General features: G+C 54.6%; 21 protein-coding genes. 16 read left to right on the top strand and 5 right to left on the bottom strand.

Annotation, left to right across the window (positions count from 1 at the left end):
• Positions 1 to 19: 19 nt before the first annotated feature.
• Complete coding sequence (locus V5G20_RS20245; protein WP_003387831.1) at positions 20 to 949, bottom strand: helix-turn-helix transcriptional regulator; 930 nt, start codon at positions 947 to 949, stop codon at positions 20 to 22.
• A gap of 254 nt (positions 950 to 1,203) precedes the next feature.
• Between V5G20_RS20245 and V5G20_RS20240 the strand changes: the two genes are divergently transcribed.
• Complete coding sequence (locus tag V5G20_RS20240; RefSeq protein ID WP_024984409.1) at positions 1,204 to 3,012, top strand: aldehyde ferredoxin oxidoreductase family protein; 1,809 nt, start codon at positions 1,204 to 1,206, stop codon at positions 3,010 to 3,012.
• Positions 3,013 to 3,087: 75 nt separating this feature from the next.
• Here the strand turns inward: V5G20_RS20240 and V5G20_RS20235 are convergent, their stop codons facing one another.
• Positions 3,088 to 3,360 carry a hypothetical protein gene (locus V5G20_RS20235; protein WP_338461963.1) on the bottom strand — a complete coding sequence of 91 codons (273 nt, stop codon included), beginning with the start codon at positions 3,358 to 3,360 and terminating at the stop codon, positions 3,088 to 3,090.
• Between the two features lies 1 nt (position 3,361).
• The gene (locus tag V5G20_RS20230; protein WP_003387828.1) at positions 3,362 to 3,637 is read right to left on the bottom strand and encodes a ubiquitin-like small modifier protein 1; all 276 of its coding nucleotides are present in this window, start codon (positions 3,635 to 3,637) and stop codon (positions 3,362 to 3,364) included.
• Positions 3,638 to 3,716: 79 nt separating this feature from the next.
• On the opposite strand from V5G20_RS20230, the gene glp reads away from it, so the two are divergent.
• From glp to rplT, 6 genes are all read left to right on the top strand, one after another.
• Complete coding sequence (gene glp, locus V5G20_RS20225; RefSeq protein ID WP_003387827.1) at positions 3,717 to 4,952, top strand: gephyrin-like molybdotransferase Glp; 1,236 nt, start codon at positions 3,717 to 3,719, stop codon at positions 4,950 to 4,952.
• Positions 4,953 to 5,028: 76 nt separating this feature from the next.
• A complete protein-coding gene (locus V5G20_RS20220) occupies positions 5,029 to 6,951 on the top strand; it encodes a molybdopterin biosynthesis protein (protein ID WP_039071391.1) in 1,923 nt (640 codons plus the stop codon).
• Positions 6,952 to 6,990: 39 nt separating this feature from the next.
• Complete coding sequence (gene moaA, locus V5G20_RS20215; RefSeq protein ID WP_003387825.1) at positions 6,991 to 8,010, top strand: GTP 3',8-cyclase MoaA; 1,020 nt, start codon at positions 6,991 to 6,993, stop codon at positions 8,008 to 8,010.
• A gap of 260 nt (positions 8,011 to 8,270) precedes the next feature.
• Entirely contained in the window at positions 8,271 to 8,774 is a 504-nt protein-coding gene (gene infC / locus V5G20_RS20210; RefSeq protein WP_031932304.1) for a translation initiation factor IF-3, read from the top strand.
• A 54-nt stretch (positions 8,775 to 8,828) separates the two neighbouring features.
• The gene (gene rpmI, locus V5G20_RS20205) at positions 8,829 to 9,026 is read left to right on the top strand and encodes a 50S ribosomal protein L35 (protein WP_003387823.1); all 198 of its coding nucleotides are present in this window, start codon (positions 8,829 to 8,831) and stop codon (positions 9,024 to 9,026) included.
• A gap of 151 nt (positions 9,027 to 9,177) precedes the next feature.
• Positions 9,178 to 9,537 (top strand): 50S ribosomal protein L20, encoded by a 360-nt coding sequence (rplT, locus tag V5G20_RS20200; RefSeq protein ID WP_003387821.1) that lies wholly within the window; start codon positions 9,178 to 9,180, stop codon positions 9,535 to 9,537.
• A gap of 115 nt (positions 9,538 to 9,652) precedes the next feature.
• Here rplT and V5G20_RS20195 read toward each other — a convergent pair whose 3' ends face one another.
• Positions 9,653 to 10,036, bottom strand: a complete 384-nt coding sequence (locus tag V5G20_RS20195) for a hypothetical protein (RefSeq protein ID WP_251237564.1) — start codon at positions 10,034 to 10,036, stop codon at positions 9,653 to 9,655.
• Positions 10,037 to 10,072: 36 nt separating this feature from the next.
• Here V5G20_RS20195 and V5G20_RS20190 point away from each other — a divergent pair, with 36 nt between their 5' ends.
• Positions 10,073 to 10,360, top strand: coding sequence for a tyrosine-protein phosphatase (locus V5G20_RS20190; protein WP_003387819.1), 288 nt, complete (start codon positions 10,073 to 10,075; stop codon positions 10,358 to 10,360).
• A gap of 285 nt (positions 10,361 to 10,645) precedes the next feature.
• On the opposite strand, the gene V5G20_RS20185 is transcribed toward V5G20_RS20190, so the two are convergent.
• A complete protein-coding gene (locus V5G20_RS20185) occupies positions 10,646 to 11,683 on the bottom strand; it encodes a hypothetical protein (RefSeq protein WP_024984403.1) in 1,038 nt (345 codons plus the stop codon).
• A 272-nt stretch (positions 11,684 to 11,955) separates the two neighbouring features.
• On the opposite strand from V5G20_RS20185, the gene V5G20_RS20180 reads away from it, so the two are divergent.
• The 8 genes from V5G20_RS20180 to V5G20_RS20145 all read left to right on the top strand — a co-directional run bounded on the left by V5G20_RS20180 (position 11,956) and on the right by V5G20_RS20145 (position 19,829).
• Entirely contained in the window at positions 11,956 to 12,222 is a 267-nt protein-coding gene (locus V5G20_RS20180) for a hypothetical protein (protein WP_003387817.1), read from the top strand.
• Between the two features lie 181 nt (positions 12,223 to 12,403).
• Positions 12,404 to 13,105, top strand: coding sequence for a phosphoadenylyl-sulfate reductase (locus tag V5G20_RS20175; RefSeq protein WP_003387816.1), 702 nt, complete (start codon positions 12,404 to 12,406; stop codon positions 13,103 to 13,105).
• Between the two features lie 19 nt (positions 13,106 to 13,124).
• Positions 13,125 to 14,291 carry a sulfate adenylyltransferase gene (gene sat / locus V5G20_RS20170; RefSeq protein ID WP_338463487.1) on the top strand — a complete coding sequence of 389 codons (1,167 nt, stop codon included), beginning with the start codon at positions 13,125 to 13,127 and terminating at the stop codon, positions 14,289 to 14,291.
• A gap of 9 nt (positions 14,292 to 14,300) precedes the next feature.
• Positions 14,301 to 14,759 carry a hypothetical protein gene (locus V5G20_RS20165; protein ID WP_003387813.1) on the top strand — a complete coding sequence of 153 codons (459 nt, stop codon included), beginning with the start codon at positions 14,301 to 14,303 and terminating at the stop codon, positions 14,757 to 14,759.
• 209 nt (positions 14,760 to 14,968) lie between these two features.
• The gene (gene ilvB, locus V5G20_RS20160) at positions 14,969 to 16,705 is read left to right on the top strand and encodes a biosynthetic-type acetolactate synthase large subunit (RefSeq protein ID WP_003387812.1); all 1,737 of its coding nucleotides are present in this window, start codon (positions 14,969 to 14,971) and stop codon (positions 16,703 to 16,705) included.
• Positions 16,706 to 17,206, top strand: a complete 501-nt coding sequence (ilvN, locus tag V5G20_RS20155; RefSeq protein WP_003387811.1) for an acetolactate synthase small subunit — start codon at positions 16,706 to 16,708, stop codon at positions 17,204 to 17,206.
• Positions 17,207 to 17,261: 55 nt separating this feature from the next.
• Positions 17,262 to 18,251, top strand: a complete 990-nt coding sequence (gene ilvC, locus V5G20_RS20150; protein WP_003387810.1) for a ketol-acid reductoisomerase — start codon at positions 17,262 to 17,264, stop codon at positions 18,249 to 18,251.
• A 42-nt stretch (positions 18,252 to 18,293) separates the two neighbouring features.
• Positions 18,294 to 19,829: a 2-isopropylmalate synthase gene (locus tag V5G20_RS20145; RefSeq protein WP_003387809.1), complete on the top strand. Its 1,536-nt coding sequence runs from the start codon at positions 18,294 to 18,296 to the stop codon at positions 19,827 to 19,829.
• Positions 19,830 to 19,840: the final 11 nt, after the last annotated feature.

Below are 19,840 nucleotides of genomic sequence, written 5' to 3'. Positions count from 1 at the left end.
CCTATTGTTGAAATCATTTTTACATTCTGTCAATTATTTTTCCGGTTGAGGACACCCCGTAGCCTCCCATGGCGACGACCATTTGTTTAAAGCCCGGGTCGCGCAGCACCTCGAGCATGATGCGGAATCGCTCCTGATCGAGCAGTCTCGTAGGCAATACGAGATCGTACCGCTCTTCCTGCACAGGGAAAAAGTCTAGTCCAAGCCCGCGGGCGGCACTTTCGATTCCCAGTGCAGTGTCCGCGTCTCCCCGCAGGACAGCGGAAGCAAGCTCGTAGTGTGTGTTCATTTCCCGGTAGTAGCCGGGTACGCGATCGGCGGAGCGGCCGAGCTGGCGCAGCTTGAAGTCGAGCAGCACCCGAGTGCCTGAGCCTCGCTGACGGTTGACGATGCGGTGACGGCCCGAGAGAAACTCCTCCCAGCTGGTGATCATCCGCGGATTGCCCAGAGGCACGATAAACCCTTGCCAACGGGTGACGAGATTGACGACGGCCACCTCCTCGTTTGGCAGCAGAGAGCGGATATAGGGGAGGTTATACTCGCCGGTCGTCTGGTCCAGCAGGTGACAGCCGGCGATGTCCACGCGGCCTTTGTACAGCTCGATCAATCCGTCCATACTCCCGGAATAGACAGGGAACAGCGTTACCCCGCGTCTGGCGATCATACGGGTGAGCAGGTCGAGCGACAAGTCATGGCTGCCGGCAAAGTAAATCTCCTGCAGCGGGTGACCTCTTCGCAAAACGGCGGAGCGGTCATGGAGAGTCGGAAGCTCCTCCTCTGACGATTTGTGAGCGCGCATGAAATGGTCGAGATCAGTTCGGAGAATGCGCAGGGCTCGTCCGATTTTGGAAGCCGGCAATTCCTTGCGCTTGATCATCTCGTAAACGGTGTACTTGGACAGCTTTAATACTGCAGCGACCTCTTCCGGAGTGAGATACGCCCGATCCACCAGAATCCCCCTTCCGAGCACGTTAATTTGGTTTTGTTTGGTTTTGTTGGTAGCAGTTTGGTTCCGTTTTGTTTAAAACAAACATACTTGAGGAATGGTTCGCTTGGCAATACATCAGTCGAAAAAATAATCGAAAAATTGGTAATTTTGCCGATCCGCCGCAGTATTATAGGAAGGAAATCCTGCTCGATAGTCGAACTTAGAGAGGATAACGTTCAGATTCAACCATATGGAAAAAAAGGGGGAAGCATGCGATGAACCTGGGAGGTTTCAAAAACCGCGAGATCCTGGTCGACCTCTCTTCCGGTGCCGTGGATTATCGCCAGATCGACGAGGAGCTGGCGAGGAAGTACATCGGTGGACGCGGGCTTGGAGTGAAATACGTGTATGACAACGGTCCGCAGGTGGAACCGTTTTCTGCCGAGAACATCCTTTGTGTGATGACCGGACCGGTGACCGGATCGCGCTCGGCGATGAGCGGCCGTCTCTGTATGGTGACCAAGTCTCCGTTGACAGGTACGGTGACGGATTCCCACATGGGCGGATGGTCGGCTGCGCGGCTGAAGTGGGCGGGCATCGACAACGTCATTTTCAAAGGCAAAAGCGACAAACCAGTCTACCTGTACATCGAGAACGGACAGGGAGAGCTGCGCGATGCAAGCGACTTGTGGGGAAAGGGGACCCGCGCTACAGTAAAGGCGATGCAAGAGCGCTACGGCAAGGAAGACCTGAGTGTGATCTGCATCGGACAAGCGGGAGAGAATCTGGTTCGCTTTGCGGGGTTCATGAACGAAAACGACCGAGCGGCAGGGCGTGGGGGCACAGGGGCGGTAGCCGGCAGCAAGAATTTGAAGGCGATCGTCATCAAGGCGCCCCAAAAAGGAAACATGCCGCAGCCTGCACAGGATGAGGAGTACAAGAAAGCAAACCAGAAGGCGCTCAAAGCGATCATGGAAGGCGGTCTGACGGCTCCGAAAAAGGGCGGTCTCTCTGTATACGGCACGAACGTTTTGACCAGTATCATCAATGAAGTAGGCGCACTTCCGACGATGAATTCCAAATATTCGCACTGGGACGGAGCAGAGGGGCACAGCGGCGAGACGGTCAACGCTACGCTGCTCGTGGCGGACAATACCTGCCATGCCTGTCCGGTAGCCTGCAAAAAGGAAGTCGAAGTAAAGGAAGGCAAGTACAAAACCCGCGTCGAGAGCTTCGAGTACGAGTCCGGCTGGGCGCTTGGCGCCAACTGCGGAGTAAGCGACGCGGCGCCGATTTCCTTTTTGATCAATCTGTGCAACGAGCACGGCATGGACACGATTGAGCTGGGGAATACGCTGTCCTGTATGATGGAAGCGTACGAGAAGGGGCTGACGGAAGAGAGAATCGACTGGGGCGATGCAGACCGGATGATCGAGCTGACGGAAATGCTCGTCTTCCGGAAAGGGATCGGCGATGTGCTCGCAGAAGGAACCGCCCGAGCGGCGAAGCACTTCGGCGACGAAAACCTGGCGATGTGCGTCAAGGGTCAGGCCATTCCGGCGTATGATCCGCGCGGCATCCAGGGGATTGGACTCGGCTACGCGACCAGCAACAGGGGGGCTTGTCACCTGCGCGGGTACACGGTTGCCAGCGAAATTGCCGGTATCCCGATGCCGACAGACCGCCTGAAGCCGGAAGGCAAGGGAGAGCTGCTGAAGGTATTCCAGGACCTATTGGCCTTCTCCGACTCGATGAACATTTGCAAATTCTCCTCGTTCTCGGAAAATGCGGAGAACTACGCTGAGCAGTACGCGACGATGACCGGCGTTCAAGTAAACGCGGACGACGTCATGAAAATCGGCGAGCGCATCTACAATCTGGAGCGCCATTACAACAACCTGGCCGGATTCAATAAACGGGAGGACGACCACCTGCCCAAACGCTTTACGGAAGAGCCGGGAACAGGGAACAGTGCCGGCCATGTAAGCCGCATGGACGTCATGCTGGACGAATACTACCAGGTGCGCGGCTGGGTGGACGGCGTTGTGCCTGAAGCAAAACTGAAAGAGCTGGGCATTTCCTAGCAAGCAAGAAAAGGTGGAGCCTGGCATCCACCTTTTTCTGGCTATCTTTCTTTCTCGCCGGCTGTTTCCGGCCTGTCAACCGCCAACCCGGAGAACCTTGATCCGAAAGCGTTCCCACAGTCGGTCGAGCGTTCCCTGATCGTCAGCCTGAAAGCGGATAAACACGGCTTGCACCTTAAAGCGGGAGGTAATCGGTATGGTTTCCTCCCGCAACAATTCAGCTTGCCAACGTTCGCCTCGGACTGTGATCGGCAGCGTATCGCCGAGCGGCACTCCGCCGCACTCGGCGAGATAGGTGATCAGGTGAGAGAGAGGGATGCCGCGCAGCTCCACGGTTTGCTCAGCCATTTCAGCCTCCTGCTACCGGAGGGAACAGCGCAAACTGGTCATCCTCCTGCACGCGTGTCTCCAGCCCGTCTGCATGAATGACATTGCGCCCGTTGATAAAGACGTGGACAAATGGTTTGAGTGTTCGCTCCGGTGTGAAGACCTCCTCTTCCAACGCAGGAAACATCCTGATCAGCGTCTCGAGGATATCGATGACCCGATTGCCGTTGTCTGTAGGGACTTCTACCGTTTTTGCCTGACAAATTTCGCGGAAATTGGCGAATACCTTTACGATCATATCGGAATTTTCTCCTTTTTCTTGTAATTATAGTCGATCCTGTGATCAAGCTAAACGATTATTCCAAAGGGAGGCAGACATGAAATTCTTCCATGTAAAAACCGTGTCCGAGACGCTGCGCATCATCAACGAGCAATTCCAGCCCTGCCGGCCTCCCGTCGAGCTTCCCCTGATCGAAGTGTGCGGGATGGTGCTTGCCGAAGACGTCATCTCTGATGAGCAGGTGCCGCACTTTTCCCGCTCGACGGTAGACGGTTTTGCTGTTTGCGCCAAAGATACGTTTGGGGCCTCGGATTCATTGCCGGCGTTCCTGGACATAACAGGCCGGATCGAGATGGGCATGGCAGCGGATACTGCCCTGCATGAAGGACAGGCTCAGGCAATTCCGACAGGAGGGATGATCCCTGCCGGGGCTGACAGCGTCGTCATGATCGAGCATGTCGAAGAGGTTGGGGAGATGTTGAATGTCTTCCGGCAAGTTGCTCCAGGCGAAAATATCGTCCGGGCCGGCGACGACGTGGAGCGAGGAGAGCTGGTCATGGCTTGCGGGCATCGGCTCCGTCCACAGGATCTTGGCGTCCTGTCTGCGATCGGAAGGACATCGGTGCGTGTACACCCTCGGCCAATCGTCGGCATATTGTCCACCGGAGACGAGATCGTTCCTTCGGAAAAAAAGGAGCTTGCCCCGGGAGAAGTAAGGGACATCAACAGCGTCACCATCGGAGCGGCAGCCCGGCAATGCGGAGCAACGGTCCTGTACGGGGGAATCGTCAAAGATGATTACGATACCTTTGCCAAACGGGCAAGCGAATTGTTTCATAAAGTGGATTTTCTCATTTTGTCGGGCGGCAGCTCCGTCGGGACGAGGGACTACACCGTACAGGTGATGCAGTCTCTCGGTGATCCCGGCGTTCTGGTTCACGGTGTCGCGACCAAGCCCGGCAAGCCGACAATTCTGTCAAAAGCGGGAGAAAAACCGGTGATGGGCTTGCCCGGTCATCCGGTATCGGCGATGATTATGTTTCAACTCTTCGCTGTCCCCATACTGGAGAGACTCCAGGGGCTTCGCCCGGCTCAGACGGACCTGCGCCTGTCGGCAAAAATAGCGAGAAACGTCCCTTCCGCGGTTGGGCGGACGGATTACATTCGAGTCAAGCTGGAGGAGAGAGAGGACGGCTTGTGGGCTGTGCCCGTCTTTGGAAAGTCGGGCCTGATTTCCACGCTGGTCGAAAGCGAAGGGATCGTGGAGATTGCGGCAAATAAAGAAGGAATCGTAGAAGGCGAGTCTGTCAAAGTACATCTTTTCAAGAGCTGAAGCAAAAAAAGCAAGTCATAGAAGGGCGAAAGCGCAGGGATCAAACCAACGCTGAAACGTTCGCAGGAGGAGAAGTATGCGGAAAATCTACCTGGAAGACACCCCGCTTCGGGAAGCACAAGAGAAGATTGCGAAAAAAGTCCGCTTCGCGCCGCAGATCGAGTACATTCCGACGGCAAAAGCACTTGGCCGGGTTACCGCCGAGCCGATTTACGCCAAGGTTTCCATGCCCAATTACCACGCATCTGCGATGGACGGCATCGCCGTAAGGGCTGAGAAGACATTTGGGGCAGACGAGCAGCATCCCGTCAGGCTGAAGCGCGGGGAGGACTACGTAGAAGTAGATACCGGAGACCCGATTCCCGACGGATTCGACGCCGTCATCATGATCGAATATGTGCATCAGGTGGACGAGGAGACGATCGAGATTTTGGAGTCGGTCGCACCCTGGCAGCATATCCGTCCGATCGGTGAAGACGTTGTGATCGGCGAGGTCATCGTGCCGGCCCACCACAAGCTGCGGCCAGTCGATCTGGGAGCATTGCTCGCGGGCGGCAATGTCACGATTCCGGTCTACAAGAAGCCGAGAGTTGTCATCATTCCGACCGGATCGGAGCTGATCCCTCCTTCCGAGAAGGTAGCCGAAGGGGAGATCATCGAATTTAACGGAGCCGTTTTTGCCGCTTATTTGGAGGAGTGGGGGGCGGAGCCGGTCATTCACAGCATCGTTCCGGACGACTGCGGATTGATCAGGGAAGCGGTCAAATCGGCCGTGCAGGATGCGGACCTGGTGCTGTTGAATGCCGGTTCGTCAGCGGGCCGGGAGGATTTTACCGTCCATGTCGTGGAAGAGCTGGGGGAAGTGCTGACACATGGAGTAGCGACCCGTCCGGGAAAGCCGGTGGTAGTCGGGATTGTGGAAGGAAAACCCGTGATCGGGCTGCCGGGATATCCCGTTTCCGCCTACTTGAATCTGGAATGGTTTGCCCGTTCGCTCATTCATCGGTATTATGGAGTGATGGAGAACGAGCGTCAGAAGATTAAAGCGACAATCGGGCGACGCATCGTTTCCGTCATGGGAGCGGAAGACTTTATCCGCATGACGGTCGGCTGTATCGACGGCAGGTACATCGCCAATCCATTGACCCGCGCGGCGGGAGTCACCATGTCGATGGTACGGGCCGACGGGCTCTTGCGAATCTCCCCCGGCCATCTCGGATACGAGCAGGGAGAGACGGCGGAAATCGAGCTGTATCGGCCGCTCGAGCAGATTCATAACACGATCGTAGCTACCGGAAGCCATGATTTGTCCATGGACGTGCTCCATACCTTGCTTCGCCTGGCCCATCCGGATCGGTTCCTCGTCTCCTCCCATCTCGGCAGTATGGGAGGTATTCTGGCCATTCAAAAAGGGGAAGCCCATATCGCAGGTATCCACTTGTTCGATGAAGCGACAGGCACCTACAATCAGCCGTTTGTGGAAAAATATTTGCCCGGCAAGGACGTGGTGCTCATCCAGCTGGTCTACCGTCAGCAAGGCTGGATCGTCAAACCGGGAAATCCGCTGGGGATTGCTACGGTTCGCGACCTGGTAAGACCCGGCGTCACGTACATCAACCGCCAAAGGGGTGCGGGAACGAGGCTGCTGCTGGATTATTTGCTCAAGCAAGAGCGGATTGATCAAGCGGACATTTACGGCTATTCCCGTGAGGCAGTCTCCCATTTAAGTGTCGCCGCCGCGGTTGCCGGTGGAACTGCTGATGTCGGACTGGGCATTTATTCGGCGGCCAAAGCGATGGGACTCGATTTTATTCCGGTCGCCGAAGAGCGCTATGATCTGCTGATGAGCGGATCGTTCTACCGGAGCGAAGAGGGCGCACAGCTTTTGGAAATCATCCGTTCTCCGCAATTTGTTCAAGAAGTTGAGCGTTTAGGGGGCTACAATTGCCGCGATTCTGGCAGTATCATATATATATCGTCCCATCTGTCACCCACGTAAGCAAGCAGGGTAATGATGGCGAATGGGGAGTGGTCAGCGATGGAAAAGCAAGTGTTTGATTCACGAAAACGTCCTCTCCGCGATTTGCGCATATCTGTGACAGACAAATGTAATTTTCGCTGCCAATACTGCATGCCTGCTGAAATATTTGGCCCGGACTATCCGTTCTTGCCGCAGCACAAGCTGCTTACGTTTGAGGAAATTACACGGTTGACCGCCATTTTTACTTCGCTCGGTGTCGAGAAAATCCGCATTACAGGCGGAGAGCCATTGATGCGCAGGAATCTGGCGGACTTGATCAGGATGATTCGCGGGGTAGAGGGGGTCAAGGATATTGCGATGACCACCAATGGCTCGCTGCTGGCCAAGCACGCCAAGGAGCTGAAGCAGGCGGGACTCGACAGAGTGACAGTGAGTCTGGATTCTCTCGATGACGAGCGCTTTAGCAAGATAAACGGCCGAGGGTACCGCGTGGAGCAGATACTCGAAGGAATAGAGGCTGCGTCTGAAGCGGGACTTGGCGTGAAAATCAATATGGTCGTGCAGCGCGGAGTCAACGACCAGGATATCCTGCCGATGGCCCGGTATTTCCGGGAGAAAAAGCACATCCTGCGTTTTATCGAGTTCATGGATGTCGGCAACAGCAACGGCTGGAGGCTGGATCAGGTGGTGCCATCCAGGGAGATCGTCAGCATGATTCACAGCGAGATGCCTTTGGAAGCCGCTGATCCCAATTATTACGGAGAAGTCGCATCGAGGTACCGCTATGTCGGCGAGGAGGGGGAGATCGGCTTGATCTCTTCGGTCACCCAGGCGTTTTGCTCCACTTGTACGCGTGCCCGCTTGTCGGCGGAGGGCAAAATGTACAACTGTCTGTTTGCCTCGTCCGGCGAGGATTTGCGCGAGCCGCTGCGGGAAGGGAAGAGCGACGGGGAAATCCGGGAGCTGATCAGCTCGATCTGGCTTCGCCGGGATGACCGCTATTCCGAGGAGCGTCTCAAGAATACGCCGGGGATCGCCAAACGATCCAAGGTAGAGATGTCCCATATCGGTGGATAGTGAAAGTGAAGTCCCCCTTGACAAGACTTGCTTCACCCAGTATGATTATATGAGTATAAACACTTATACCTTCGAGAAAAAGCAGGAGCGCCCAGCTTCTCACCTGGTTCGACGTCATTTTGACTGTTGACAGGTCACTCGCAAAGCAATCTGTGAATCTGTTGTATTTGCTAGGTGAGATATGTGCGGGCGCATTAGCGTTCGCACATTTTTGTTCCTTCTCGAAAAAGACGGAGGTGGCAAGTATTAGCAAGGATCAACTGTTAGTGAACGAAGCGATTCGCGCCCGTGAAGTCCGTTTAATTGGATCGGACGGGAGCCAGTTGGGAGTCGTGCCCATCAGAGAAGCGCTGCGTATCGCGCAGGAAGCTGATCTCGATCTGGTGAACGTAGCTCCGACAGCCAAGCCGCCGGTTTGCCGTATCATGGACTACGGCAAGTTCAAGTACGAACAGGCAAAGAAGGAAAAGGAAGCGCGTCGCAACCAGAAGATCATCGAGTTGAAGGAAGTGCGTTTCTCTTCCAACATCGAGGAACACGATTTTCAAACGAAGCTTCGCAACGTCCGCAAGTTTTTGGAAGAACAGCACAAGGTGAAGTGCTCGATTCGTTTCCGTGGACGTGAAATCACTCACTCCGAGATCGGACAGCAAGTCTTGGAACGTGTTGCCACCCTTTGTGAAGATCTTGCAGCTCCAGAGCGCAAGCCTAAAATTGAAGGCCGCAGCATGATCATGATTTTGGCGCCGAAAGCGGAAAAGTAAAAGCCGAGGCCACACCGCCTCGAAACAGCAGTTTAGGACAGGAGGATTACCACCATGCCGAAAATGAAAACTCATAAAGGCGCTGCGAAGCGTTTCAAAAAGACTGGTTCCGGCCAACTGAAGCGCGACCACGCTTACACCAGCCACTTGTTTGCCAACAAATCCACCAAAGCGAAGCGCCACCTGCGCAAAGGCGCTCTGGTGTCCAAAGGCGACCAAAAACGCATCGAACAGCTGGTTACGTATCTGTAAACCGTATTCTCGAACCAACAAACACTATGATCAGCATGTGCTCCCTAAGCGCCTTGTGGAGGTTGGGTAAGCCGGCCAGCTTTCAGTCTGGCTTTCGCCCCGGCCGCTAGTCAATCAGGCCGCCGTGCTGGAATATCAGGAGGAATTTAGTATGCCAAGAGTAAAAGGTGGCATTGTATCACGCCGTCGTCATAAGAAAATCCTGAAGCTGGCGAAAGGATACTTCGGTTCCAAGCATCGCCTGTTTAAATCCGCGAACGCACAGGTAATGAAGTCCCTGATGTACGCGTATCGCGACCGTCGTCAGAAAAAACGTGATTTCCGCAAACTGTGGATCACTCGTATCAACGCGCAAGCTCGCCTCAACGGTCTGTCCTACAGCCGTCTGATGCATGGCCTGAAAGTGGCTGGCGTTGAAGTAAACCGCAAAATGCTTGCTGATCTGGCTGTGAATGACAAACTGGCATTCAACGAGCTGGCAACAGTTGCAAAAAGCAAACTGAACGCGTAAGACAATAAAACCGGTCGTCCCTTCGGGGATTGACCGGTTTTTTTATTTTTATCGAGTTAGCAAATCAGCCCCCGGCCCATCGCTTTGGCCACGGCCTGCGAGCGGTTATGCGCCTTTAGCTTCCTGACAGCGGATTTGATGCATAATGGACCAGGTTTTGGGAAATCGAAGAAGGACCGCCTGCATGCCTGCATAATCCGGCAAAACCAATGACGGTTGACGACGAGCAGATCGGCACGATCAGCAAAGGGTTCAACCCCTGTACATAACGAGAAGGATACTGGTGCATCGAATCGGACAAGGAGACAGTCGTCTGCTTTTCGCGAACGGCAGTAAGAACAGAGGGCAGTCGCCATACTTCGGCGCGAACGTCTCGCATCGAGTACGGCCCAAAATCGTCGTAGCCGAGAATGCCTTCGCCTGTTTGCTCGAGAACCGAGTAGTGAAAGATGGATGAGCCCTGAGACGGAAAAATCTCCAAAAAGCTTTTTGCAGCCAAAGTTAACCCTGGACGTACCGGAAGAGACCGTAATGGATGACTCCTGCTCAGCAAAGCAATACATACCGCGAAGGGGCAAACAAGATCGCGGTCGACATGTTCAAGGACGCGCTCGATCCATACAGCATGGAGATTTCTCAAGGCTTGCTGGATGTGCGCAAGGAGTACCTCCAGACTGCTCTCGACGAAATCAAGAAGTCTTACGGCTCCTATGACGAATACCTGGAGAAAGCGCTGGGGCTGACGAAGGAGAAGCGCAAAGCGATGCAGGATTTGCTTCTGGAAGGAACACCGAAGAAGCCTGAGGCTGCTCAGAAGAAATAAAGGGAAGCGCTGCGAGTGGACTTTTAAAAAGCTGCGGTGGGACTTTTGAAAAGCTGCAAGTGAACTCATGGTCTCCGAAAAGCAGCGAGTCGCGCTTAAAAAATAACAGATGGATGTCACAAGCAGCGAGACAGACGCCAAATAGCAGCGATTCGGACGCCGAAAATATGACTGTCTGCTCATATGCCGCTCGCTAAGACAAAAAGAAACCGCCGAGTTGCTTGCGAAAGTGAAGCGAACCGGCAGTTTCTTTTTTACACGCATTTTTCGACTGAAAGTCAGGCTCTACTCGGTAATTTTGATTTTCATCTCTACGATATTGATCGTCTTGTCATCTTTGTCTTTCACTTTGACCAGTTCACCCTTCAGCTTTTCGCCTTTTGTTCCGTAGGCTTCCTTCAAGGTTGGCCACGTCACCTCTTCAGGCTCATAGCGAATCAGGAAATAATACTCCTTGACCTTTTTGGGATGGGCGATTTGCAAGGTAAACGAGCCATCGGGCTTGACACGCGTAGAGTCCGTGTATCCGTAATGAATGTGCCCGGGAATATCGACATCCCCTTTGACAGTTGCCCCTTCCAACAGGTTGCTTTTTACCGAGACGTAGAGGTATTTTTCATCCTTGGTCACAGTCGGTTTGAACCAGACGGTCGGGTCCCCGTAATCGGAAGGTCTATCCCACTTCGGAGTCTCAAATGCGACGGCCGTTTTGAGTGGGGCATCATGGGCCACATGAGCGTAAGCAGCAGCGTAGTATGCCATCTCGGCAAAATTGCTGGACTGGTAGACGAATGGTCCGGCCAGCTTCTCCCCGCTATCTCCATAGACTTTCTTGAGGCGATCGCTTTGGTCGTAGGGATCAAAGGAAAGCTCCACATCCATCGTATTTTTGACATCCGGCTTTTTTACAGTCATCTCAAAGCTGCCGTCCCCGTTAACTTCTGTCTTTGCCTTGTATCCCCACATGTTGTAGCCCTTTGAGGTAACCTCCGCCTCCACGATGGCCCCAGGCAGCAGATTGCTGGTCCCTTTGATGACGAGTTCCTTCTCTTCGACGGTAACATTCCCCCCGAGACGCACCTCGGTCTGACCCTGATCGGTCGGAGCGTCTTCAGAGGACTGTCCAACCACTTCAAAGGGGACGGCTTCTCCGGGAGCTTTATTTGCTTCAGATGAGGATGTATCGGATGTTTTCGTATCCGATGAAGCCTCCTCGGTTTTTTGGGGGGCCTTCTCATCAGCCGGTTTGGCGTTTTGCGAACAAGCGGTGAGAGCGGCAATCAAGAGAATGGCCGTAAGCCATATGCCGATCACTTTCTTCATGCATAATCCTCCTAGGAAAAAAATCAGAACAACAGCATCGTACCATTTTTTTCTTCTTTGTACATGGAATTGGGAAAAAATGAGAATTTGGTACTGGTGCAATGGTCTTGGAAAGGATGGTATGCCTCACCGGGGGAACTCAGGCTTGAAACCTGCCGATGCATCCGTCTCCGGGAGGAAATAAAACCCATCTCCCGTCCGTTTCTGGCCTCCATGCAGATGCGTTACGATGAGAGCGTGAAAGAAAATCCTGGATAGGAGTGTTAGAACAGATGAAAAAGAACAAATGGATGATGTTGGGCCTTCTGGCAGTAGCGAGCTCGGCGATGCTGACGACAGGAGCCTTTGCCAAGGAGAGCGAAAATAAAGGAACATACGTGGTGCCGCCATCCTCGTTCCTGGGAAAAAGCACCGTATCTGACAGCAGCCAGTCTGAGGGGCAAGCGGCAGCGCAAGCCACAACATCACTGGCAACACCAGCCACAATGCCGGTGGTCAGCTTCTTTGCTCCCTACGAAAACGAAAACTCTGACAAGTAAATTCAAGAGCGCCGTCTGGATGAAAAAATCCGGCGGCGCTTTTTTGCTCTCCGGGAAAGTCGATCACTGACGGGAGAATTCACTGGCTGCCGGTGGGCAATTGTTTGCCGGGACGAATATCCACCCGCCTGCTTTCCTCATATGATGTGAGGTAAGCCTAGCAGGAAGGGAGAGTAAACGCATGACCCATCAACGCAGGTTTTCGGACGCGGAGCTGAATGTGACAGCTTACCGCCTGGAAACCAAGCACCCCCAGGATGTGCTCGCATGGGGAATCGAACAGTTTGGGACAGAGATTGTCCTGGCATCCAGCTTCGGTGCGGAAGACGTCGTCTTGATCGACATGCTGCACAAGCTGGCCCCGAAAACGCCAATCTTTTATCTCGACACAGGCAAACACTTTCCGGAAACGCTGTCGACGAGGGATCGCTTGCAAGAGCGTTATGGCATCTCATTCATTCAAAAGCTGCCAGCGCTCACTCTGGAAGAACAGGCGGAGAGATACGGCGACAAGCTCTGGGAAAGGGAACCGAATCTCTGCTGCAAGCTTCGGAAGGTAGAGCCGCTGCGAGAAATTCTTTCCACATATAGCGCATGGATTACAGGAATTCGGCGGGAGCAGGCCCCTACGCGGGCAAATGCGAAAAAGGTGGAGTGGGATGAAAAATTTCAGTTGGTCAAGCTGAACCCGTTGGCGGATTGGACTCAGGAAGACGTCTGGACGTACATCCGGTCCCACGATGTCGTCTACAACCCTCTGCATGATCGCCACTATCCGAGTATTGGATGCAGTGTTTGCACCCGGCCTGTAATGCCGGGAGAGGACCCCCGTGCTGGCAGGTGGAGCGGTTTTTCGAAAACAGAATGCGGACTGCATAAATAAGCAATGGGAGATGAGGATGATGAAACAGTGCAGCCTGCCCCACGGTGGCATTTTGATCAATCGACTCGTATCGCCGGAAAAAAGGTTGCCGCAGAAAGGAAGCCGCAAGGTCATAACGGTGGATCGCTGGACGCTGTCAGACATCGATTGTATTGCCATCGGAGCGTTTTCGCCGCTTACCGGCTTTCTCGAAGAAGCGGAGTACGAGTCTGTTGTCGAATCGATGCGTTTGCAAAACGGCACGGTCTGGTCGATTCCGGTCACCCTCGCCGTGGATGAGAGAACTGTGCGGGATGTCGGGATCGGGGACGAAGTGCTGCTGGCGGGGGAAGATGGTACGGTGTACGCAGTGCTGACGGTTAACAGCAAATACAAGCCTGATAAAAGACGAGAAGCCTTGCATGTATTCCGTACAAACGATCTGGAGCATCCCGGAGTAAAAAAGCTGTTTGAGAAGCCCGATCTGTACATTGGCGGTCCGATCGACGTCCTGAAAAGACCCATTCCCGCACTGTTTGCCGATACCTACTACACGCCGGCGGAGACGAGGGAAGCATTCAAGGAAAAGGGCTGGAAGACTGTCGTCGGGTTTCAGACACGCAATCCGGTCCACCGGGCCCATGAGTACATCCAAAAGACCGCTTTGGAAATCGTCGACGGCTTGTTTCTGAATCCGCTGATGGGGGAAACGAAGGCGGACGACGTGCCGGCTGTCGTCCGGATGGAGAGCTATCAGGTGCTGCTTGAGCATTACTATCCGCGGGACAGGGTGTTTTTGGCCTCTTTTCCGGCAGCGATGAGATATGCCGGGCCGAGAGAGGCGGTGTTTCATGCTTTGGTGCGGAAAAATTACGGCTGCACCCATTTCATCGTAGGGCGGGATCATGCCGGAGTCGGAGATTACTATGGAACCTATGATGCACAGCACATTTTCTCCGAGTTTTTGCCTGGGGAGCTGGGGATTCAACTGCTCTTTTTTGAACACAGCTTCTACTGCAAGGCATGCCAAGGAATGGCGACAGGCAAGACCTGCCCGCATGACAGCAAGCAGCATGTAAAGCTGTCCGGTACAAAGGTAAGGGAGCTGCTTCGCAACGGAGTGATGCCTCCAGCCGAATTTTCCCGACCCGAGGTAGCCAAGGTGCTGATCAGAGGGATGGCGGAGAAAAATGGGCTGAAAGCGTAAAGAGAGACCATGCCGAAAGTCCGGGAAAGCCCGGGCTTTTTTGCTGGGCAGGGATCGGAATCTCCTGACTCGTTTTTCGACGGAAAGCAGGATGGAGGGGGCTCTGGGCCGGAGAAAATGCAGCGGCAGCGCAAATTTTTTGAAAAGAATGTGAATCCGCTTACACGAAAAAACCGCACGGCGAAGCCGTTTTTGACTGAACATTCGTTCGGACAAAAGTCCGGCAAAATGTTTTTTATCTCGTTGACACCCCCTAGACGCGTGGCTATAATCAGACATAACACTTTATTTTCAGACAACAATGAAATATTGAAAATATTGATTCAAACCGGCTATGACAAGGATGGTGCCTGCCACTTCTTTTACAGAGAGCCCAGGATGATGAGAACTGGGCAAAGAATGCAGAGCATTGCTCGCCTTCGAGCCGCCTTACTGAAAGTCGCTGCCGCCATAGCGGCTAGTAGGTAGGGCCGATTGACACCCGTTACCGTGTCGCAGTCTTCAATCGACTGGCTGAGATCGGCTGACCGTGAGGCGCCGATGAAGTTGGGTGGTACCGCGAACCCTTTCGCCCCAAACAGACATGGCATACAAAACCGTGTCGGGGCGAAAGGGTTTTTCTATTAGCCAATAGGTTTTTTCAATACATGAAGAGACCGTGGGAGGAGGAGAGAAACATGAGTGTACAAACAGCCGAATTACAAGGAAAGAACGGCATGCCGCCGGTCAAGTTCGGTGAGGAGGTGACAGGGGCGGAGACGCTTCTGCGCAGCCTGATCCTGGAGCAAGTGGAGTACATTTTTGGCTATCCGGGCGGTGCGGTCCTGCCGATTTACGATTCTTTGTACGGCAGCTACTTCAAGCACATCCTGACCCGGCACGAGCAAGGCGCGATTCACGCAGCCGACGGCTATGCACGGGCGACAGGAAAGCCGGGCGTGGTCATCGCCACATCCGGGCCGGGGGCTACCAATCTCGTAACCGGGATTGCCACGGCGCAGATGGACTCCGTTCCGCTCGTTTGCATCACAGGCAACGTGGCTCAGCAACTGATCGGCACGGATGCGTTCCAGGAAGCCAACATCACGGGCATTACGATCCCGATCACGAAGCACAGCTACTTTGTGCGTGACGTCCGCGACATTCCGCGAGTCGTCAAAGAAGCGTTCCATATCGCAACGACAGGGCGCCCGGGACCGGTCCTGATCGACATTCCGAAAGACGTCAGCAATGCCAAGGCGCCGTTCTTCTATCCGGAAAAGGTGGAAATTCGCGGCTATCAAGCCGAGGTAGTGCCGAGCGACGAGGATGTCGAGGCTTTCGTTCAGGCGATTTCAAAGGCGAAGCGGCCCGTAATCATGGCAGGCGGCGGGATCATTTCCGCCGGAGCCGATCAGGAGCTGCGCGCTTTCGCCGAAGCGGCGCGGATTCCGGTCATCAACACCTTCATGGGGCTGGGCGGATTTCCAGGGGTACACGAGCTGTCTCTGGGAATGCCGGGAATGCACGGCTCCTACACAGCCAATCAGGCGCTGCTCAACGCTGACTGTGTCATCGGGCTCGGTGCCCGCTTCGACGACCGGATCACGATGGGGCGGACGAAGGAGTTTGCTCCGAAAGCCCGCATCGTCCACGTGGACATCGATCCGGCGGAGCTTGGCAAAAACGTCTCCACAGCCGTAAAGGTGACCGGAGATGTGAAGAGCACCTTGCAAAAGGCGCTGCCGCTCATCTCCCGGTGCGACTCCGAGGAGTGGATTGCGCAGCTGCACAAGTGGCAGGCAGAAAAGCCGTACAGCTACAAAAAGGATGGCGAGGTCTTGAAGCCGCAAGCGGTGATTGAACTGCTGTACCGCTCCACGAATGGAGAAGCGATTGTCACGACAGACGTCGGACAGCATCAGATGTGGACGGCACAGTACTACAAGTTCAAGCATACCCGCTCCTTCATCTCCTCGGGCGGTCTCGGCACGATGGGCTTCGGCTTCCCGGCCGCGATCGGCGCGCAGATTGCACATCCAGAGCGAACAGTTATCGCGGTGGTAGGGGATGGCGGCTTCCAGATGACCAACCAGGAGCTGGCAATTCTCGCCCAGTATCGCGTACCGGTCAAGGTCGCCATCATCAACAACCAGTGTCTCGGAATGGTTCGCCAGTGGCAGGAGCTGTTCTACGACAACCGCTACAGCCAGATCGATCTGACCTGCAGCCCGGACTTTGTCAAATTGGCAGAGGCTTACGGAGTAAAGGGCTTGCGGGCATCGACGCCAGAGGAGGCAGAAGCTGTCTGGGCCGAAGCACTCCGGCATGACGGTCCAGTCGTTGTGGATTTCCGCGTGGCCCAGGAAGAAAACGTCTATCCGATGGTTGCTGCCGGCAACACATTAGATCAAATGGTATTGGGGGACGACTAGATGCAGCGACATACGATTGCCGTACTCGTCAATGACCAACCCGGCGTGCTGACGCGTGTCGCCAATCTGTTTGGCCAGCGCGGCTTCAATATCGACAGCATCACTGTCGGCGGAAGCGAAGAGGCGGGGCTGTCCCGGATGATCATCACCACCGGGGGAGACGAGCAAAAAATCGATCAATTAATGAAGCAGCTCTATAAATTGATTGATGTGATCAATGTTACGAACCTCAGCGCAAACAGCTTTGTATCCAGGGAGCTGGCACTGATCAAAGTAAGTGCCAACCCGAGCCAGTTGGCCGAATTGAACGGGATTGTCGAGCCGTTCCGGGCCGCAATCGTCGATGTAGGTCCAAATTCGCTGATCGTCCAGGTAACAGGGGATACAGAAAAAATCGACGCCTTGCTCGTTCTTTTGCAAACCTACGGTATCATTGAGCTGACGCGTACCGGTTCCATGGCAATGGCACGCAGTGTTGTGCCTGTACCGGCCAACGTATAAACCAGCATATTCAGAATAATGATAACAACTAAACTTTTTTAGGGAGGCTATACACATGGTAACTATGTACTATGAAGCAGACGTAAACAAAGAGGCACTGAGAGGAAAAACGGTAGCAATTATCGGATACGGCAGCCAAGGCCACGCGCAAGCACAAAACCTGCGCGACAGCGGTTATAAAGTCATTGTCGGTCTTCGTGAAGGGAAATCCTGGGACCAAGCGGCAAAAGACGGCTTTGAAGTCGTATCGGTAGCGGAAGCGGCCAGCCGTGCAGATGTGGTGCAAATCCTCATGCCGGATGAGCGTCAGGCGCAAGTATACCGCGACGAGATCGCAGGCAATCTGAAAGCGGGCGCGACGCTTTGCTTCTCCCACGGCTTCAACATCCACTTCGGGCAAATCGTGCCTCCAGCAGACGTTGACGTGATCATGGTTGCTCCAAAGAGCCCGGGCCATCTCGTACGCCGCGTGTATCAAGAGGGCTTCGGCGTTCCAGGCCTGATCGCGGTATACCAGGATGCTTCCGGCAAAGCGAAGGAAACGGCACTGGCGTACGCAAGCGGCATCGGCTGCACCCGGGCGGGCGTCATCGAAACGTCCTTCCGCGAAGAGACCGAAACCGATCTGTTCGGTGAGCAGGCTGTACTGTGCGGCGGCGTGAGCGAGCTGGTAAAAGCGGGCTTCGATACACTGGTTGAAGCCGGATACGAGCCGGAAATCGCCTACTTCGAATGTCTGCATGAGCTGAAGCTGATCGTTGACCTGATGTACGAAGGCGGACTCGCCCGCATGCGCTACTCCATCAGCGACACAGCCGAATACGGCGACTACAGCACAGGCCGTCGCATCATCACGGACGAAACTCGCAAAGAGATGAAAAAAGTGCTTGCGGAAATCCAAGACGGCACATTCGCCCGCAACTGGATCTTGGAAAACCAGGCGAACCGCCCTGGCTTCAATGCTCGCCGCCGTCTGGAAGCAGAACACGGCATCGAGCAAGTGGGTGCGAAGCTGCGTGGCATGATGTCCTGGCTGAATAAATAAGAAAAAAAACAAAACAACAACTTTTGTGGAGGTGGAAAGTTCATGCGGACCATTGAGATTTTTGATACAACACTGCGCGACGGGGAGCAGTCTCCGGGCGTCAACATCAGCACGAACGAGAAGGTGGAGATCGCCCTACAACTAGAGAAGCTGGGCGTTACGAGAATTGAAGCGGGTTTTGCCGCTGCCTCCCCGGGCGACCAAAAGTCCGTGGCCGAAGTGGCAAAGCGCGTGAAAAATTCCACCATTGTCAGCCTGGCCCGCGCGGTCAAGGGCGATATGGATAAGGCATACGAAGCGCTGCGCCATGCGCAAAACGCCTGCCTCCACGTCTTTTTGGCGACATCGCCGATTCACCGCGAGCACAAGCTGCGCATGTCCAAGGAGCAGGTGCTGGAAAAAGCGGTGGAAGCAGTCACATACGCCAAGAAATACTTTACGGAAGTGCAGTTCTCCGCCGAGGATGCTGCCCGCACCGAGATCGATTTTCTGGCCGAAGTGGTAGAAGCTGTGATCAAAGCAGGCGCGACCACAGTCAACATCCCGGATACAGTCGGTTACATGACACCGTACCAGTACGGAAACATCTTCCGCGAGCTGCGCCAGCGCGTTCCCGGAGTGGAAGGAATCCGCCTGAGCTGTCACTGCCATGACGATTTGGGCATGGCGGTGGCAAACAGCCTCGCCGCAGTGGAAGCGGGCGCGACCCAAGTGGAAGGAACCATCAACGGTATCGGAGAGCGCGCAGGCAACGCAGCGTTGGAGGAAGTGGCTCTCGCCCTTGAGACTCGCAAGGATTTCTACGAGGCGACGACCAAGCTGAATCTGAAGGAAATCGCCCGGACCAGTCAGCTGGTCAGCCGTTTGACCGGGATGATCGTGCCTGGGAACAAGGCGGTCGTGGGGGCGAATGCGTTTGCCCACGAATCGGGAATTCACCAGGACGGCGTGCTCAAAGAGGCGACCACCTACGAAATTATTCGTCCGGAATCCGTCGGCTTCAAATCCAACAAGCTGGTGCTGGGCAAACACTCCGGCCGCCATGCTTTCAAAGAAAAGCTGGTGGAGCTTGGCTACCATCTGGAGCAGGAAGAGATCGACGCGGCTTTTGCTTCCTTCAAGGAATTGTGCGACAAGAAGAAAGAGATCAGCGACGATGACATTCTGGCTCTGGTTGACGGAAAAATGGTCCGCGGGACGGAAATGTACCGCCTCGAGTCCGTACAGCTTTCCTACGGCAACCTCTCCGTACCGACCGCGAGCGTAAGACTGGTGCGGGCAGATGGTTCGACATGCGAGGAGGCTGCATGCGGAAACGGTTCTGTTGATTCCATTTACAAGGCAATTGATCGGGCGACGGGTGAAGAGGTCAGTCTGACCGATTACAAAATTCTCTCGGTAACACAAGGCCAGGATGCCCTCGGAGAAGTGTTTGTCCGCTTGCAGCAGGGCGATCTTACGGTAACCGGCCGTGGCGTAAGCACGGACGTTCTGGAAGCGAGCGCCATTGCTTATGTGCGGGCCATCAACAAGATTCTGGAGCGTCGCGGAGAGGCCCTGGTAGCAGCGACGAGCTGAGCGTGTGACGA

This window comes from Brevibacillus borstelensis (genome assembly GCF_036700025.1).
Classification (GTDB): Bacteria; Bacillota; Bacilli; order Brevibacillales; family Brevibacillaceae; genus Brevibacillus; species Brevibacillus borstelensis.
Note: the sequence above shows the minus strand (reverse complement) of the source record. Positions and strands in the feature narration are given on the sequence as shown.

Coding starts and splice junctions, on each gene's coding strand:
- V5G20_RS20240 (WP_024984409.1), top strand. CDS start 1,204: ATGAACCTGGGAGGTTTCAAAAACCGCGAGATCCTGGTCGACCTCTCT.
- V5G20_RS20165 (WP_003387813.1), top strand. CDS start 14,301: ATGCCGAAAGTCCGGGAAAGCCCGGGCTTTTTTGCTGGGCAGGGATCG.
- V5G20_RS20180 (WP_003387817.1), top strand. CDS start 11,956: ATGAAAAAGAACAAATGGATGATGTTGGGCCTTCTGGCAGTAGCGAGC.
- ilvN (WP_003387811.1), top strand. CDS start 16,706: ATGCAGCGACATACGATTGCCGTACTCGTCAATGACCAACCCGGCGTG.
- ilvB (WP_003387812.1), top strand. CDS start 14,969: ATGAGTGTACAAACAGCCGAATTACAAGGAAAGAACGGCATGCCGCCG.
- V5G20_RS20175 (WP_003387816.1), top strand. CDS start 12,404: ATGACCCATCAACGCAGGTTTTCGGACGCGGAGCTGAATGTGACAGCT.
- V5G20_RS20145 (WP_003387809.1), top strand. CDS start 18,294: ATGCGGACCATTGAGATTTTTGATACAACACTGCGCGACGGGGAGCAG.
- V5G20_RS20220 (WP_039071391.1), top strand. CDS start 5,029: ATGCGGAAAATCTACCTGGAAGACACCCCGCTTCGGGAAGCACAAGAG.
- V5G20_RS20185 (WP_024984403.1), bottom strand. CDS start 11,683: ATGAAGAAAGTGATCGGCATATGGCTTACGGCCATTCTCTTGATTGCC.
- glp (WP_003387827.1), top strand. CDS start 3,717: ATGAAATTCTTCCATGTAAAAACCGTGTCCGAGACGCTGCGCATCATC.
- V5G20_RS20190 (WP_003387819.1), top strand. CDS start 10,073: ATGACTCCTGCTCAGCAAAGCAATACATACCGCGAAGGGGCAAACAAG.
- sat (WP_338463487.1), top strand. CDS start 13,125: ATGAAACAGTGCAGCCTGCCCCACGGTGGCATTTTGATCAATCGACTC.
- rpmI (WP_003387823.1), top strand. CDS start 8,829: ATGCCGAAAATGAAAACTCATAAAGGCGCTGCGAAGCGTTTCAAAAAG.
- ilvC (WP_003387810.1), top strand. CDS start 17,262: ATGGTAACTATGTACTATGAAGCAGACGTAAACAAAGAGGCACTGAGA.
- moaA (WP_003387825.1), top strand. CDS start 6,991: ATGGAAAAGCAAGTGTTTGATTCACGAAAACGTCCTCTCCGCGATTTG.
- V5G20_RS20230 (WP_003387828.1), bottom strand. CDS start 3,637: ATGATCGTAAAGGTATTCGCCAATTTCCGCGAAATTTGTCAGGCAAAA.
- rplT (WP_003387821.1), top strand. CDS start 9,178: ATGCCAAGAGTAAAAGGTGGCATTGTATCACGCCGTCGTCATAAGAAA.
- V5G20_RS20235 (WP_338461963.1), bottom strand. CDS start 3,360: ATGGCTGAGCAAACCGTGGAGCTGCGCGGCATCCCTCTCTCTCACCTG.